At 55.1% G+C, this 15,273-nt stretch carries 16 protein-coding genes; 13 read left to right on the forward strand and 3 right to left on the reverse strand.

Features of this window, described 5'->3' with window-relative positions:
• The first annotated feature begins 228 nt into the window (after positions 1-228).
• The 12 genes from Q8W32_RS14690 to Q8W32_RS14745 all read left to right on the forward strand — a co-directional run bounded on the left by Q8W32_RS14690 (position 229) and on the right by Q8W32_RS14745 (position 10,836).
• Positions 229-714, forward strand: coding sequence for a nucleoside deaminase (locus Q8W32_RS14690; RefSeq protein WP_303431046.1), 486 nt, complete (start codon positions 229-231; stop codon positions 712-714).
• A 230-nt stretch (positions 715-944) separates the two neighbouring features.
• Entirely contained in the window at positions 945-1,883 is a 939-nt protein-coding gene (locus Q8W32_RS14695) for a LysR family transcriptional regulator (protein ID WP_303431048.1), read from the forward strand.
• Between the two features lie 136 nt (positions 1,884-2,019).
• Positions 2,020-3,009 carry an ABC transporter substrate-binding protein gene (locus Q8W32_RS14700; RefSeq protein ID WP_305415483.1) on the forward strand — a complete coding sequence of 330 codons (990 nt, stop codon included), beginning with the start codon at positions 2,020-2,022 and terminating at the stop codon, positions 3,007-3,009.
• A gap of 2 nt (positions 3,010-3,011) precedes the next feature.
• Entirely contained in the window at positions 3,012-3,800 is a 789-nt protein-coding gene (locus Q8W32_RS14705; protein WP_303431050.1) for an ABC transporter permease, read from the forward strand.
• Positions 3,800-4,570, forward strand: coding sequence for an ABC transporter ATP-binding protein (locus Q8W32_RS14710; RefSeq protein ID WP_305415484.1), 771 nt, complete (start codon positions 3,800-3,802; stop codon positions 4,568-4,570). Before Q8W32_RS14705 ends, Q8W32_RS14710 begins: the two co-directional genes overlap by 1 nt.
• 12 nt (positions 4,571-4,582) lie before the next feature.
• Positions 4,583-5,281 (forward strand): nitrile hydratase subunit beta, encoded by a 699-nt coding sequence (nthB, locus tag Q8W32_RS14715; RefSeq protein WP_303431052.1) that lies wholly within the window; start codon positions 4,583-4,585, stop codon positions 5,279-5,281.
• Complete coding sequence (gene nthA / locus Q8W32_RS14720; RefSeq protein ID WP_303431053.1) at positions 5,278-5,898, forward strand: nitrile hydratase subunit alpha; 621 nt, start codon at positions 5,278-5,280, stop codon at positions 5,896-5,898. The genes nthB and nthA overlap by 4 nt, the downstream gene beginning before the upstream one ends.
• Before the next feature lies 1 nt (position 5,899).
• Positions 5,900-6,289: a nitrile hydratase accessory protein gene (locus tag Q8W32_RS14725; protein ID WP_303431054.1), complete on the forward strand. Its 390-nt coding sequence runs from the start codon at positions 5,900-5,902 to the stop codon at positions 6,287-6,289.
• Positions 6,286-7,014, forward strand: a complete 729-nt coding sequence (locus tag Q8W32_RS14730; RefSeq protein ID WP_303431055.1) for a cysteine hydrolase family protein — start codon at positions 6,286-6,288, stop codon at positions 7,012-7,014. Before Q8W32_RS14725 ends, Q8W32_RS14730 begins: the two co-directional genes overlap by 4 nt.
• Complete coding sequence (locus Q8W32_RS14735) at positions 7,011-7,607, forward strand: HupE/UreJ family protein (protein ID WP_305415486.1); 597 nt, start codon at positions 7,011-7,013, stop codon at positions 7,605-7,607. Before Q8W32_RS14730 ends, Q8W32_RS14735 begins: the two co-directional genes overlap by 4 nt.
• Before the next feature lie 213 nt (positions 7,608-7,820).
• Complete coding sequence (locus tag Q8W32_RS14740; protein WP_305415487.1) at positions 7,821-8,798, forward strand: formamidase; 978 nt, start codon at positions 7,821-7,823, stop codon at positions 8,796-8,798.
• Positions 8,799-9,495: 697 nt separating this feature from the next.
• Positions 9,496-10,836 (forward strand): NAD(P)/FAD-dependent oxidoreductase, encoded by a 1,341-nt coding sequence (locus tag Q8W32_RS14745; protein WP_305415488.1) that lies wholly within the window; start codon positions 9,496-9,498, stop codon positions 10,834-10,836.
• A 94-nt stretch (positions 10,837-10,930) separates the two neighbouring features.
• On the opposite strand, the gene rep is transcribed toward Q8W32_RS14745, so the two are convergent.
• Entirely contained in the window at positions 10,931-12,958 is a 2,028-nt protein-coding gene (gene rep / locus Q8W32_RS14750) for a DNA helicase Rep (protein ID WP_305415489.1), read from the reverse strand.
• Positions 12,959-13,095: 137 nt separating this feature from the next.
• Complete coding sequence (locus tag Q8W32_RS14755; protein WP_305415490.1) at positions 13,096-14,313, reverse strand: YbfB/YjiJ family MFS transporter; 1,218 nt, start codon at positions 14,311-14,313, stop codon at positions 13,096-13,098.
• On the opposite strand from Q8W32_RS14755, the gene Q8W32_RS14760 reads away from it, so the two are divergent.
• Complete coding sequence (locus tag Q8W32_RS14760; protein ID WP_305415491.1) at positions 14,304-14,453, forward strand: hypothetical protein; 150 nt, start codon at positions 14,304-14,306, stop codon at positions 14,451-14,453. The two genes, Q8W32_RS14755 and Q8W32_RS14760, sit on opposite strands and share 10 nt — an antisense overlap.
• Positions 14,454-14,523: 70 nt before the next feature.
• Here Q8W32_RS14760 and Q8W32_RS14765 read toward each other — a convergent pair.
• On the reverse strand, positions 14,524-15,273 hold a 750-nt coding region (locus Q8W32_RS14765), incomplete at its 5' end, for a YifB family Mg chelatase-like AAA ATPase (RefSeq protein ID WP_305415492.1).

Below are 15,273 nucleotides of genomic sequence, written 5' to 3' on the forward strand. Positions count from 1 at the left end.
TCGTCTCTGACATCACACGCGCACGGATGAAGTGCCTTTCACCCTTCCGCACACCAGATCACATCAGCGCTGATATACCAACAACCCTCTCTATATTCTCCGAGGGCGGCACCGATACCTCGCTGTTGGTGAAAGTAAACATGGAGTCGCGACTATTTTTGGCATCAATTCGACAGGCTAGTCTTTGCCGGGTCACGTTAACCCAATCAATTTATACAGGATGCCCCCATGATTACTGATATCGACAAGACTCATCTTGAGCGCACTGTCGTACTGGCAGAAACGGCCTTGAGCAAAGGCAATGAGCCTTTCGGCTCTGTATTAGTATCGGAAACAGGTGAAGTGCTGTTTGAAGATCACAACCACATCGGCACCGGTGACGATACTCTGCACCCTGAGTTTGCAGTTGCCCGCTGGGCGGCCAGCAACATGACAGAAAGCGAGCGTGCAACAGCAACCGTGTATACCTCTGGCGAACATTGCCCGATGTGTGCTGCCGCTCATGGCCTGGTTGGTCTGGGACGGATTGTCTACGCCAGCTCTGCAGAGCAATACGGCAAATGGCTGATCGAAATGGGGGTTCCTACTCCTACGGTAAATCCAATGCCAATCAACGCTATCTCTCCATTCATTCCGGTCGAAGGCCCAGTGCCCGAGCTGGCTGAGCGGGTTCGGGGTTTGCTGCAAACGTTGTATACATCACGCGGCCTGTAATGTCCTTGATCGTCTGACCAGAGATCGGAAGCCAGAAGCTCCGAGGTATCTCCCTTGGCGGGTTGCGCGATGACCCGCCAGGGAAGCTGGCACAAACGGAATGACCATCTACACTCATGCCCACTAAGACAGTATTTTTCTTATAGTCACTTTCATTTCCCAGTCTTTTCCAGGCTTGTGGTCGCGATATTGCTTCGTCCTCTTGCGATTCTGTTTACCGAGAGCTGAGCATGAACCTTTCTGATATTGACCTTCGACTACTACGAGTATTTCAAGCCGTTGTAGAAACCAAAGGATTTCACAGCGCTCAGGAAGAGCTGAACATCAGTACATCCACCATTAGCAACCATATGAACCAATTGGAAGCACGGGTTGGATTCCGCCTCTGCCAGCGTGGCCGTAGTGGCTTTCGCTTGACGCAAAAAGGTGAAGTTTTTCATCAGACCATGGTGGAGTTTTTCGCCGCCGTAAAAAGTTTTCAAGCCAAAACGCAGCAGCTGCGCAACAGCCAGAAGGATGCCATTCATCTTGGCATTATCGATAACCTGGCAACGGATGACACCTGCCCATTACACCGGGCATTATCCTGGTTTTACAGTACCTACCAGCCAGACAAGCCCACCAATTTGACAATCGAAGTGCTTTCGCCCGAAGCCATCGAAAAAGGCTTGATCAACAATAGTCTGGATATTGGCATTGGTATCTTTGATCAACACCACAGTGATCTCACTTATGAACCGCTGTATTTCGAGCGGGATGTGCTGGTATGTCGGCCAGATCACCGACTGGCAGGAGTGAAAGATCGTCGGGAACTTGCCAACACGATTGTTAATGAGAAAAAAGTGGTGCGCCATTTTATGCAGAAGCGCGAATTCGCCTTTATTGCCCAAGATCATGAGAGTGTGATTGCGACGGTCTGCAATGTGGAAGAATCCGCGATGATGATCCTGCACGGGCCGTTTATTGGCTTCCTTCCCGAGCACTATGCCCGCCCCTGGCTGGAGGAAGGACGACTGGTTGCGCTGATGCCAGAGCATTTTGTGCATTATTCTCAGGTGTTCATGGCCTACCGAAAAGATAACCTCGAACAAAAATCGGCGGCTAGAATGCTGGCCGACCGCACTAATAAAGAGCGCTTGATTACAGACTCGCTCTCGATTGAGGCGTAAGTATTTAAATCCCGCCTATACCCTCCAGTTCGTGAAAGTAAACATGGATTCACGACTATTTTTAGACCCTATCCGGTGGACTAGTCTTAATTGGTAACTTCAACCCGATTCATACTTAGTAAACCGGAGAAATATTATGGTTATTCGAAGCACTATTACCGCGCTGGCCACTGCCATTGCATTAAGCACCGCGTTACCAGCCAACGCAGAGTCGGACCTGACTCCCGTAACGGTCGGACATTTGGTGGCTCTGGATATGGCTCCGTTGTTTGTCGGTGTTGAGAGCGGTTGTTTTGAGCAGCAAGGTCTGGCGGTCGATACCCGTTTTTTTGCCAACCCTGGCGATAACAATGCCGCGCTGGCTGGTGGCTCTCTGGATTTCAATATCAACCCTTTCACGTTGCCATTCTTTGCCGCCAGCAGTGGTGTACCGATCCGAGTGGTGGCTGCCGCTGGCGGTTGGGGTGTGATGGAAGTCATCGCCCAGAGCGGGCTTGATCTGAACTCAATGGAAGATCTGAAAAAACATGTGGATTCCGGCGGCAAGAAACTGAAAATTGCCGTGCTGCAGGGCGATACCCTGGAGCTGATCATGATTACCGAGCTACAACGTGTCGGCTTGTCGGCCGACGATGTCGAGTTCATTTACTTCGATGACCTGCTAGCCATGGTGCAAGCCTTCCGCAGCGGCGTCGATATTCTCAGTCACATCAAACCATACACCTCCGAGATGATCGAAAAGGGCACTGCGACCCGCCTGACTGACAACGCCACCGCCTGGGCTGAGAGAGCTCCGAATACTGTAGTCAGCGTGCTGCAATCGACCCTGGATGAAAAACCTGAAGTCGTGGAAGCCTTGCTCAAAGGAATGATCTGCGCAGCCGATATCATCAACACCGACGTCGACAAAGCCATGTCTCTACTGCAGGGCGGCAATTACTATCGCGTGCCAGATGCAGTACTGAAAACAGCCTTTAACAGCGCGCCGTCACCTATTTCGTTCTCGCCGGATGTTGAGTCCATACAGTACGTTGTCGATGAAATGTCCAAGCTGGGTTATATCGACGGCAAGATTGCCGCAACCGATATTTTCCGCACAGGCATGATTGAATCTCTGGAGCAGTGAGCATGAAGTCCATTGCCTGGGAACGAGTGGCCCCTTGGGGGGTTGGCACTCTGTTTTTCTGCCTGATCATTGTGCTCTGGGAAGTGGCTGGCCATAACGAACTCACGTTCACCACCGTTATGCCGCCCCCCAGCGAGTTTCTCTCAATGGTTGTGGAAAGTGGTTTCCGGATTGGCCTGGGTTCCCAGGCTGCCTCTCTGGATGAAGCGATTCTGGCTACCTTCGGGCGTGTGTTTGCGGGTATGGCGCTGGCGTTTGTCGCGGCACTGATTACCGGCATGCTGATTGGCCTGTCTCGCTTCGTTACCTGGTGCATCTCACCGCTGCTGTATGTGCTGGCACCGATTGCACCGATCGCCTGGATCCCTTTGGCTATTGTCGTCTTTGGGATCAACAACGGCACCGCGGTATTCATCGTCTTTATGGGGGTCTATTTCATCCTCACCATTGGCACGCTGGCAGAGATTCGCCGGGTGCCGGAAGAATACATCACCGTGTCTGGCAACCTTGGAGCCAGCAAGTGGCAGCGCTGGGTCTGGGTTGTTTTTCCCGCCATTCTACCGGGGGTATTTACCTTACTGCGCACCAACTTTATTGCCGCCTGGATGGCAGTCCTGGTTGCCGAGATGGTTGGCATGCGAGATGGCCTCGGGGCAATCATCATGATGGGACGTAACCTGTTCAACAACGAACTGATCATGTTCGGCATGTTGATTATCGGCGTATCCGGATTTCTGGTTGACCGCATTCTAGCCTTTATTGGCAAGCGTATCTTGTGGTGGAGAGTGTAATGAACAGCTTCAATACTGAGCCTCGTCAGGTGTTTTCGCTGGACAATTTGACGGTGAATTTTCCAACCCGAAAGGGTTCTGTCCCCAGCCCCCTGCAAAACATGAACCTGGAGATCGATGCCGGGCGTATTACCACGATTCTGGGTCGTTCCGGTTGTGGCAAAAGTACATTACTGAGAACGCTGGGCGGGTTTATCCAACCCGAGGATACCGGCGGTGTGTTGTACAAGCAGCGCTTTATGAATGGCCCGACGCCAGAGATCGTCATGATCTTTCAGGAGAACAACCTGTTCCCCTGGCTGACGGTTGAAGGCAACGTCAAGTTTGGCCTGCGGTTTCGCAAGGATGACACCCGCGACCAGGTAACAGCCGTGAAGGAAATTCTAGCCAGCGTCGGACTGACTGACGCTGCAAAACAGTATCCACACGAGCTTTCTGGCGGCATGAAGCAACGCACAGCCATCGCTCGGGCGCTGATTACTCGGCCCAAAGTGCTGCTGCTTGATGAGCCCTTCAGTGCTCTGGATATCAGCCTCAAACGCCATATGCACACCCTGATCCGAGAACTGCAAGCAGACACTGGCACCTCTATGGTGATGGTGACTCACGATGTGGAAGAAGCCATTACCGTGGGAGACCGGGTACTGGTTCTGGGCGGCAATCCGGCCGATTTTCTGATTGATGCAAACACAACAGCGTCGGCCATGCTCGACCGTTATTCATACGACTACCTCGAACTGCAAAAAAAGGTCGAGCGCGTCATTTACTAACAGGAGCACTTGATGAACGGCATTCATGATATGGGCGGTTTACATGGCTTTGGTCTGGTGAACGTTGACCCTAACGAACCGGTATTCACCACCGAATGGGGCAGTCGTATTTTCTGCATGGTACAGGTGATTGACGGGCTAGGCGTCTGGAATCTGGATGAGCATCGGCACGAAATCGAGCTGATGCAACCGGAAGACTACATCAGCCACACCTACTATGGGCGCTGGATGTTTGCCATGGAGCGGATTCTCTATCGGCGTAATATTCTGAGTTTGAACGAAGTGGAACAGCGAGTCGCCGAAATCGCTGCCGACAAGCGCGAGTTTGCACCACTCCATTCCGAAGGCCGCAACTGGCCGCTGGCGGAAGCCGACAAAATCCCCTGGGGCGCCTGGCGCAAAGAAGTCACCGTTGAACCGATTTTTGCGGAAGGGCAATGGGTACGGGTGCGCAATATCCATCCACCCGGCCATACCCGGGTGACGGGGTACACCCGAGGCAAGTCAGGGCAGGTGTTCCGAGTAAATGATCAGGCCTGGGTGTTACCAGATACCCGCGCGCATCATCAGGGTGAGAACCTGCAGGCGGTCTATACGGTGCGGTTTGAAGCACAAGTGCTCTGGGGAGAAGCCCATGCCGAACCCAATTCATACGTTTATATCGACCTCAGTGAAGACCATCTGGAACCAGAGCAGGAGAAGCAACAATGAGCCATAACCACGAACATCCGAAAAAAGCCTGGCAGGCCATTCGGACTGAAGCGATCGAGAGCCTGTTGAATGAAATCAACGTGCTGTCGTCAGACGACGTGGACCAGGTGGTCAAGCACTACGAAGAAAATGTTGGCCCCAAAACCGGGGCCAGCGTCATTGCTCGCGCCTGGGTCGATCCCGCCTTCAAACAGCGACTGCTGGCCAATGGTCTGGATGCCTGTAATGAACTGGGCATCGGTGGCCCGGAGACCGAGATGCTGCATGTGGTGGAAAACACACCCACAGTACATAACGTGGTGGTATGTACGCTCTGCTCCTGCTACCCCTGGCCGATTCTGGGATTACCGCCGGTGTGGTACAAATCAAGCGCTTACCGTTCCCGCTTGGTGCGCGAGCCACGCAAGGTGCTGACCGAAATGGGGGTCACGCTGACCGACGATATCGAAGTCCGGGTTTGGGATAGCGTGTCTGAAATTCGTTATCTGGTCATGCCCGAACGCCCGGCCGAGACAGAACACCTGAGTGAAGAGGAACTGATCGAGCTGATCAGCCGTGATCATATGATCGGGGTTTCCCGCACCATCGCCATTTCACCCAACAGCCAGGACAATTAAGATGCAATCAGACTCTCTGGTAACGGCCCTGCGCCAGTCTGGTTTTGAAAACCTGACCTTTAACACCCCTTGGTCCGCACGTCTGTTTGGCATGACGCTGGCGGCCAGCAAAAAACAACTGTTCACCCTTCCACAATTCCAGCAGTCATTAATCGAACGTATCCAACGGCAAGAGAAAGGCGGTTGCATAACCACCGATGACGACTACTACAGCTGCTGGCTGGAAGCTCTGCAAAGCCTGCTGGAAGCGCGCAATTTATGGCAGCCAGAGCAGCTCAGTGCGCGAGAAGTTGAAGTCTTCGAAGCCGGTGAACATCGACAGGAACTGCAACGTCAGGCCCACTCCCATACCCACTCCCACACATCCGTTCGGCCGGAGGTGGTGCAATGATGATTCCAGGTGATCCATACGATTTCCCGATTGAAGGGCCGTTACTGCCAGGCAAAACCGCCTTGATAATTATCGATATGCAGCGGGATTTCTGCGCCCCTTCCGGCTACATGGATACTCGCGGCGGCGACCTGCGACCTGCTCGGGCGGTTATTCCTCACATCCAGGCAGTCCGTAAAGCTTGCCAACAGATCGGCATCGAAGTGGTTTACACCCGCGAAGGGCACCGCCCCAACCTGTCTGACTTACCCCGTTGCAAGCGAATGAAAACCGCCCTGGCGGGTGCCGAAATAGGCAGTGACGGCCCGCTGGGACGGCTATTGGTACGCGGCGAGCACGGTTGGGATTTTATCGACGAACTGCAACCCGGTGCCGACGAAGTCATCATAGACAAAGCAGGAACCGGCGCATTTCATGGCACCGACCTGCACGACATTCTTCGCCACAAAAAAATTGAGAACCTGGTCATCACCGGCGTAACCACGGGCGTTTGCGTTAGCTCCACCGTACGAGAAGCTGCCGATCGGGGCTATAACGTACTGGTACTGGAAGATTGTTGCGCCGAGCCGGACAAGCACACTCATGACATTGCCATTGAGCTGCTGAAGATCGAGGGTGGTTATCTGTCGACGATCTCTGATGCTGCGCAATTTCTGACAACTATCACGTCAATAGCTACCCAAGTGAACACTCAGAACACTCTACTTTCGGAGATGCCAAAATGAAATATCTACCGTTCAAACTGATGTTGCTGGTATTGCCATTATCTGCGCAAGCTCACCACCCCATGGGAGGACAGACCCCGGAAACGGCCGTACAGGGGCTGTTATCCGGGATCGGGCACCCAATCATCGAGCTGGATCATTTCCTGTTTGTGGTCGGCTTTGCCGCGCTGCTGGCGTTTTGTAGCCGCCATGTATTTTCTCAGGTGAGTCTGTTCCTGGGGTTGGCGATTATCGGCACCCTGAGCCGGATGGCAGTGCCTGAAATCCACTTTTTTGAAATTGGCATTGTTGCCACCAGTGCACTGGTCGGACTGTTTATGATCGTGCAGAAACTGGACCGCACCCAATTGCTATGGGCTTTGGCGACCGTTGCCGGGCTGTTGCATGGCTACGCCTACGGTGAAGCGATTGTCGGTGCCGAAGCCACGCCGGTGCTCTCTTATTTGGTGGGTTACTGCCTGATTCAGGCAGCTCTGATACTGGGTATTGTCTTCGGCCTGAAGCATCTGGCAGGCGATCGCCTTGCCACCATCGCCGCAAACTATCGCACCGCCGCTGGCTCTCTTTTAATCGGACTAGCACTGATCGTCTAGGTCGTACTTGGCCTGGATCAACGATCCAACAAAGGCGCTGAATCAGCGCCACAACCATCTGCGCGACGCGACTGGGCCCATGAAGATTGGCATGCACAGCGGTTGCTCGCGCCAGCAATCTGACAATATTGAGTGGCCGTGTCTCAACACGTGCCCTGTTTTTTACGCCCGTCGTAATGATAGTGCCACGGGCGATATGACTCGGAGAAAAACATGAGTGGACTTGGTGGCTTGAACAAATCACCGTCAGGAGTGGTTATTGGTTTGGTGCAACTGCAGTTGCCAGACGTATCGACGCCAGCGCAACTGGCAAAACAGACCCAGCGAGTGTGTGAACTGGTCGGCAAGGCTCGGCGCCAGTCGGCCGTAATGGACCTGGTCGTGTTCCCGGAATACTGTCTGCACGGACTGTCGATGGATACCAACCCCGAGATCATGTGCAATCGGGACGGGCCAGAAATGGCCGCCTTCCGGACAGCCTGCCGGGAGCATGATATCTGGGGCTGCTTCTCCATTATGGAATTCAACCCCGAAGGTAATCCGTACAATACCGGCGTGATTATTGACAACGAAGGTGAAATCAAACTCTTCTATCGCAAGCTGCATCCCTGGGTGCCGGTCGAACCTTGGGAACCGGGCAATCTGGGTATCCCTGTGTGTGCAGGACCCAACGGCAGTACACTGTCACTGGCGATCTGCCACGACGGCATGTTCCCTGAGGTGGCCCGAGAATGTGCCTACAAAGGTGCCAACATCATGCTACGGACAGCAGGCTATACGGCACCGATTCGCCATTCCTGGAAAATCACCAACCAGGCCAACGCCTTCTGTAACCTGATGGTAACGGCAAGTGTTTGTCTGGCTGGCAGTGAAGGCACCTTCAACTCCATGGGCGAAGGTATGTTCGTGAATTTTGATGGAGTTCCCATAGTGGAAGGCAACGGCCTGACGGACGAGATTATCAGCGCAGAAGTACGTCCTGATCTGATCGACGAAGCCCGCATTCACTGGGGTGTCGAAAATAACATCTACCAGTTTGGCCACCGGGGTTACGTCGCGGTCAAGGGGGGCGCACAGGATTGCCCTTATACCTTTATGCAAGACATGGTTAACCACCGTTACCAACTGCCTTGGGAAAACGATGTACGGGTGACTGACGGCCGGGATTTCGGCTTCCCGATCCCAGAATGAACGTACCAGCCATAAGCCTTGGCAAATCGTGACGCGAGTGTTGTCAGTACAGGTCTCACATGACTGAACGCTCGTCAGGCGGCTCGTACCGAATCCAGGCTAGCCGCCGATCCTCTATAAAGCCCATTCCGTTTGGTTTTTCAACGCCTCGTACCCGCTGCCGCTGCGGATAGACGCCTTGATCCTGATCCATTACAAATGATCATCAGGATCATGGTCAGCCTTTCTGTTCCTGTTGAGAAGCCAAATACTGCTCGCTGATTTTGAAAGGGCCAAAGAGTCCCTGATCGCCGACGGAAAAACACGCCATTTTTTCGCTCCCGAACAGCAGAGACTTTATCCACGGAATAAATAGAGTAACGGTCAATATCACGCCAAAGATAATCTCCCTGCAACGGTGTTATTTGAAGCCGACCCCACCACACCAGCCAGGCACGATGAATTTTCGCCTCTCATTATAGTCAGATGCCTCGTCGCCTCCGCCTGTATCCATCATCTGTCGTACACATATCGTCGTACATTCATCGTAGCGTTTTATTCGTAGACAAGGCGACCACCTCTGGTACAAGGCCTGCGGTCCTATTCTGAGACATCGGGATCATTGCCCACATGAACAACAACAGACTATGGTACGTCCGTTAGGCTCCACCTTTTCCCGACCCGTTTTTCACCTTTTTACCTTTTCACAGGAGCGGACATGAACACAAACAACACCCAGCCCCCCAGCAACAGCTTGCAGCATATCGTCATCGTTGGCGGGGGTGCCGGAGGGCTGGAACTGGCCACGCAACTGGGCCACACCCTCGGGCGCAAGGGCAAGGCCCGTATTACCTTGCTCGACCGCAATCGCATCCATATCTGGAAACCGCTGTTACACGAGGTGGCCACAGGCACGCTGGATACCGGCACCGAGAGCGTGTCGTACCACGCCCATGGCGCGCGTCACGGCTATCAGTTTGAACTGGGCGAGTTGACCAATGTGAATCTGGCCAGCAAAACGCTGACGCTGGCGCCTCGTCGTAACGCGGAGGGAGAAACCCTGATGCCACCGCGCAGCCTTGAGTACGATACGCTGGTGTTGGCGGTTGGCAGTATCAGCAACGATTTCGGTACACCGGGCATTCAGACCCACTGTTATATGCTCGATTCCCACAAGCAGGCGGGACGCTTTCATACCGCGCTGATCGATCAGTTCACCGATATTCACCAGAACCGTCCGGGAGACAGTTTGCGCATTGCCATCGTCGGTGCCGGAGCAACGGGTGTTGAGTTGTCTGCCGAGTTGCATCGGGTAACTGAGTTATTGCGCTCTTACGGAATGGCGGGCATGTCGCGGCATCAGCTGGAGGTAACGCTGGTCGAGGCCGGGCCACGGGTACTGCCTGCTCTGCCGGAGCGTATATCCACCGCCGTCACCCGGGAGTTACGCGAGCTGGGGGTGTCTATCCAGACTGCGGTGATGGTCAGTGCCGCCGATGAACAAGGGCTGCAAACCAAGGACGGCAGCCGTATCGATGCCGACCTGATGGTCTGGGCCGCGGGCGTGAAGGCACCGGATTTTATCCGTCAGATTGAAGGACTTGGGCTGAACCGCGCCAATCAGATTATTGTGAACGATTTTTTGCAGGCCAATAATCCGGATGGCGAACCACTCAAGGATGTTTGGGTGATCGGCGACTGCTGTGCGTTCACCATGGAAGACGGCAGTCAGGTGCCACCCCGCGCCCAGTCTGCCCATCAGATGGCCAGCTGCGTCTATAAAAATATTCTTAACGAACGCGAGAACAAGCCGCTGAAGGGGTTCAAATACCACGACCATGGTTCCTTGGTGAGCCTCAGCCGTTACAGCGCCGTCGGTAATTTGATGGGCAACCTCAGCAGCAAGTCCATGTTTGTTGAGGGTAACCTCGCCCGCCTGTTTTATGTGTCGTTATATCGCATGCACCAGCTGGCGATTCACGGCAAATTCCGGGGAGCCATTATTGTGGTTCTGGACTGGCTGACCCGGGTGATCAAGCCGAAGATGAAATTGCATTAGCCGCCATGGATACCGGGTTTTATTGCGGATAATTGCGTAGGGCCCGGTTCCGGCCGTATGGTGGGTGTCCGCGTTAGCTCCTACAAATCCCCGCCTACAAATCTCCAAACAGGTTTTTCAGCCCGGCCAGGGTTTCTTGGCCGCGCTGTTTTTGCTGTTCCGGGGTGGTTTCGGTTTTGCCTTCCCATTCAATATCGTCCGGCGGCAGTTCGTCGAGGAAACGGGAGTGGGTGGTATCGGAGACATCGCCATACTGGCGGCGCTTACCGGCGTAGGTGAGGGTTAACGAACGTTTGGCGCGGGTGATGCCTACGTACATCAGGCGGCGTTCTTCTTCGATGGTGTCGGCTTCGATGGCGTTGCGGTGCGGCATCAGTTCTTCTTCCATGCCGACGATGTAAACGTGGGGGTACTCCAGACCTTTGGAAGCGTGCAGGGTCATCAGCTGCACCTGGTCGGAGTCGTCGTCGTTTTCCTGCTGTTCCAGCATGTCACGCAAGATCAGTTTGCCAACGGCGTCTTCGATGGTGACTTCGTCACCGACTTCTTCGGCTTTGTCGATCATTTTCTGGATGGAGTCCACCAGAAACCAGACGTTTTTCATCCGCCGTTCTGCCTGGTTTGGCGTTGCGGAGCTTTGCGCCAGATGGCCTTCGTAATCGATGTCTTCGATCATTTCCTTGATGGCAGCAATGGCGTCGTCACTGTAGGCATTACGGGTGATGCCTGCCAGCCAATGACCAAAACGGCGCAACCGATCCACGGCTTTGGGAGTCAGCAGTTGCTCAAGGCCCATTTCAGTGGTGGCCGACAGCATGCTGGTGCCACGCTTCATGGCGTATTCGCTGAGCTTTTCGATAGTGGTCGGGCCGATTTCCCGACGCGGGGTGTTGATGATGCGCAGGAAGGCGGCGTCATCGCTGGGGTTAATCAGCAGCCGCAGGTAGCCCATGATGTCTTTGATTTCGTTGCGACCAAAAAACGACTGGCCACCACTGATCTTGTACGGCACCTGAAACCCTTGCAGTTTCATTTCCATCATCCGGCTTTGGTGGTTGCCGCGATAGAGAATGGCGAAGTCTTTGTAGCCTGCGCCGTACCGCAGCCGCCGTTCGACAATTTCGGAAGCAATACGCTCGGCTTCGATTTCGTCGTTGCGGCATTTGAGAATACGGATCGGGTCGCCGTAGCCCATATCGGACCAGAGCCGCTTCTGGAACTCGTGGGGGTTATTGTCGATCACGCGGTTGGCGGCGTTCAGAATCAGGCCGGTGGAGCGGTAGTTTTGCTCCAGCTTGACGACCTTCAGGGTCGGAAAATCCTGTTTCAGCAACGACAGGTTTTCCGGCCGTGCACCACGCCAGGCATAAATCGATTGGTCGTCGTCGCCAACCACGGTCAGCCCGGTGCGATGCCCCACCAGCGACTTGACCATTTCGTACTGGGAGGTGTTGGTGTCCTGGTATTCGTCCACCAGCAGGTAGCGGATTTTTTTCTGCCAGCGCGTTAGTACATCAGGAAAATCGCGGAACAGCAGCGTTGGCACCATGATCAGGTCGTCAAAATCCACCGCGTTGTAGGCTTTCAGCATGCGCTGGTAAATCGAGTAGGTCTGGGCAATCAGCATTTCTTGCTGGCTTTGTGCCTGCTGGATGGCGTCGGCCGGAGCGATCAGGTCGTTCTTGAGGTTGGAAATGGTGCTTTGCACCAGCTCGACCATATCGCCGTCATCACCGTGTTCGCGTTGCATCACGTCACGGATAATACCCTTGCAGTCGTCCTGATCGAGGATGGAAAAGCCAGCCTTGTAGCCCGAAGCGGCCAGCTCCTGGCGGATAATATTGAGGCCCAGGTTGTGGAAGGTCGAGACCGTTAATCCGCGCGCGCCACCTTTGCCGGTCAGGGCGGTGACCCGCTCTTTCATTTCGCGGGCGGCCTTGTTGGTAAAGGTCACGGCGGCAATATGGTGAGACTTGATGCCACAGGCATCGATCAGGTAGGCGATCTTGCGGGTGATCACACTGGTTTTGCCGGAACCGGCGCCTGCGAGTACCAGTAGCGGGCCGTCGATGTATTTGGCGGCTTCGCGTTGGCGGGGATTGAGTTGGGTTAAATCGACCACGACATGTCCTCTGAATCAGGCCTGCATTCTAGCTCAGAGACACGACAAAATCAGGCTTCGCTGTCGGCTTTGCGTACCGGTCGCAGGAGGCGGGGTTGCGCCCACCGCTACCGGCGATGACCGCCGGGCAAACTTTTTTATGCCTGGGCAGGCACCGCCTGCTGTTCTGGCTCCAGCCAGTGCGTCAGCAATAACAGCGCGATGCCCATCGCCATAACGGCGGTGGTCGTCAGCAACGCGGACTGATATTGGCCGGTAAGCATCATCACGTAACCGGTCATGGCCGGGGCCACCATTTGCGAGACGCTGTAGCTCAAGGTCAGCCCAGCCATAGCACCGGACGGGTTGTGCGGAAAACGGCGACCAATCAAGGTCAGTGTCAGGTTAACGATCCCGACAAAGGTGCCTCCCCAGAGGGCGGCGCTGATCAGATTAACCACCAGGTTGTCGCTGATGGCTGGCAGCAACATCGACAGCATTTGTAAACCATACGCCAGTAACAGCGCGGGAATTTGCCCGATCCGGTGGGCGACGTTGTCCCACAAAAACGTTGAAGGCGTCGCCGCCAATCCCACAATCACCCAGACCCAGGCACCGTTACCCGACAGCAAGGGCAAGGCTTCCAGAATATCGACAATAAAGGTCGCGCCGACCACATAACCACAACCGGCACAAAAATAAGCCGCCGCCATCAATACCAGCCAACGCCGGGAGCTGGCAGCTACAGGGGCATGACTGGCGGTCTGGCCAATCGGCAATACTTCCGGACGTGGCATCCAGCACCAGGCCGGTATAAAAAACAGCAGCCCCAACAGCCCCAGACCGATCCATTGTTGCTCCCAGCTTAACCAGTTGCCCATCAGACTGACGCTGATCCCGGAGACGATAATACCCAGCCCGGCACCGGTAAAATGCAACCCCAGTCGTGGCCGGTGACGATGCCGAATCAGCCAGTTCAGCACCAGCCCGGAGGCCAGCAACATCCCGGCAATACCCGACAGCCCGCCAATAAACCGCAACAGCATCCAGACGATGGCGTTGGTGACAAACCCCATGGCCAGAGTACTGGCCAGCGCCAGTATCAGGCACAGCCGGTAGAGGCGATAGCGGCGCAACGGGTCTTTGATCAGCATCGCCATCAGCGTGCCCGTGGTGTAGCCGATATAAATAAAGGTCGCCAGCCAGCCGCCGATCAAGGGCGACATACCCGCTTCTTGCTGCATCACAGGCAACATCGGGGTATAGGCGAAACGCGCCAGGCCGACACTGAGAATCAATGCACACACCCCCGCAAAAACAACCCGGTATCGTTCTGCGTCGGTGGTAAGTGGTGTTTCATGATCCGATGATTGCACGGAGCCTCCGCCCTGATGACCAGCAAGATAACGGCATCACCCCGATGGTGGAAACCGCCCGCAGCGACAGCCAGCGCAACGGACTGGCCAGTATGGCGATGGAAGCCGTCATGGGCGAGAGGGTAAAAGTTGCATTATGAGCCATTCACCCGTCCGTGGCCGTTTGATAGCGCTTGGTGGGTGTCCCGACGAATCAGGTGTCCCGACGAATTATCCCGACGAATCCGAGGCCCGGATAAACCGATCCAGACTGCGATAACCGACCGCTTCCAGCAAATGCCGCCGCCCTATCAATTCGGCCCCATCCAGGTCGGCAATGGTGCGCGCCAGCTTGAGCATTCGGTGATAACCACGGGCGCTGAGATTGAGTTTTTCCACCGCCGCCAGAAACCAGGCGCTGTCGGTCTCCGTCAGTTGGCAAACCCGGTCACGCTCGTTGCCACTCAATTCTCCATTGCAGCAACCCTGCCGTTGTAACTGTCGTTGCCGGGCTGCCAGTACCCGTTGTTGTACCTCGGCGCTGCTTTCCCCCGGTGCCGACTGGTGCAGCAGCGCTGCCGGAATCGCGGGCACCTCGACATGCAGATCAATACGGTCGAGCAAGGGGCCGGATGCCTGGCCCTGATAACGCCGTACCTGTTCTTCGTTGCAGCGGCAGCGGCCAGACGGATCACCAAAATAGCCACACGGACAGGGATTCATTGCCGCCACCAGCTGAAACCGGGCCGGAAAGGTAACGCTGCGCTGGGCACGGCTGATCACAATTCGGCCACTTTCCAGCGGCTCGCGTAATACATCCAGCACCTTGCGGCTGTATTCAGGCAACTCGTCGAGGAACAAAACGCCGCCGTGGGCCAGTGAGATTTCACCCGGTCGCGGGTTGCCGCCACCGCCGACCAGCGCCACCCCGGACGCCGTATGGTGCGGTGCCCGGAACGGCCGTTGACGCCAGCGTTCCAG

This window comes from Oceanobacter sp. 3_MG-2023 (assembly GCF_030688925.1).
GTDB lineage: Bacteria > Pseudomonadota > Gammaproteobacteria > Pseudomonadales > Oceanobacteraceae > Oceanobacter.

What these genes read in the sequence shown, in the direction of transcription:
- Q8W32_RS14690 (WP_303431046.1), top strand. Translation starts at nt 229, where the DNA reads ATGATTACTGATATCGACAAGACTCATCTTGAGCGCACTGTCGTACTG.
- Q8W32_RS14695 (WP_303431048.1), top strand. Translation starts at nt 945, where the DNA reads ATGAACCTTTCTGATATTGACCTTCGACTACTACGAGTATTTCAAGCC.
- Q8W32_RS14700 (WP_305415483.1), top strand. Translation starts at nt 2,020, where the DNA reads ATGGTTATTCGAAGCACTATTACCGCGCTGGCCACTGCCATTGCATTA.
- Q8W32_RS14705 (WP_303431050.1), top strand. Translation starts at nt 3,012, where the DNA reads ATGAAGTCCATTGCCTGGGAACGAGTGGCCCCTTGGGGGGTTGGCACT.
- Q8W32_RS14710 (WP_305415484.1), top strand. Translation starts at nt 3,800, where the DNA reads ATGAACAGCTTCAATACTGAGCCTCGTCAGGTGTTTTCGCTGGACAAT.
- nthB (WP_303431052.1), top strand. Translation starts at nt 4,583, where the DNA reads ATGAACGGCATTCATGATATGGGCGGTTTACATGGCTTTGGTCTGGTG.
- nthA (WP_303431053.1), top strand. Translation starts at nt 5,278, where the DNA reads ATGAGCCATAACCACGAACATCCGAAAAAAGCCTGGCAGGCCATTCGG.
- Q8W32_RS14725 (WP_303431054.1), top strand. Translation starts at nt 5,900, where the DNA reads ATGCAATCAGACTCTCTGGTAACGGCCCTGCGCCAGTCTGGTTTTGAA.
- Q8W32_RS14730 (WP_303431055.1), top strand. Translation starts at nt 6,286, where the DNA reads ATGATGATTCCAGGTGATCCATACGATTTCCCGATTGAAGGGCCGTTA.
- Q8W32_RS14735 (WP_305415486.1), top strand. Translation starts at nt 7,011, where the DNA reads ATGAAATATCTACCGTTCAAACTGATGTTGCTGGTATTGCCATTATCT.
- Q8W32_RS14740 (WP_305415487.1), top strand. Translation starts at nt 7,821, where the DNA reads ATGAGTGGACTTGGTGGCTTGAACAAATCACCGTCAGGAGTGGTTATT.
- Q8W32_RS14745 (WP_305415488.1), top strand. Translation starts at nt 9,496, where the DNA reads ATGAACACAAACAACACCCAGCCCCCCAGCAACAGCTTGCAGCATATC.
- Q8W32_RS14760 (WP_305415491.1), top strand. Translation starts at nt 14,304, where the DNA reads ATGATTGCACGGAGCCTCCGCCCTGATGACCAGCAAGATAACGGCATC.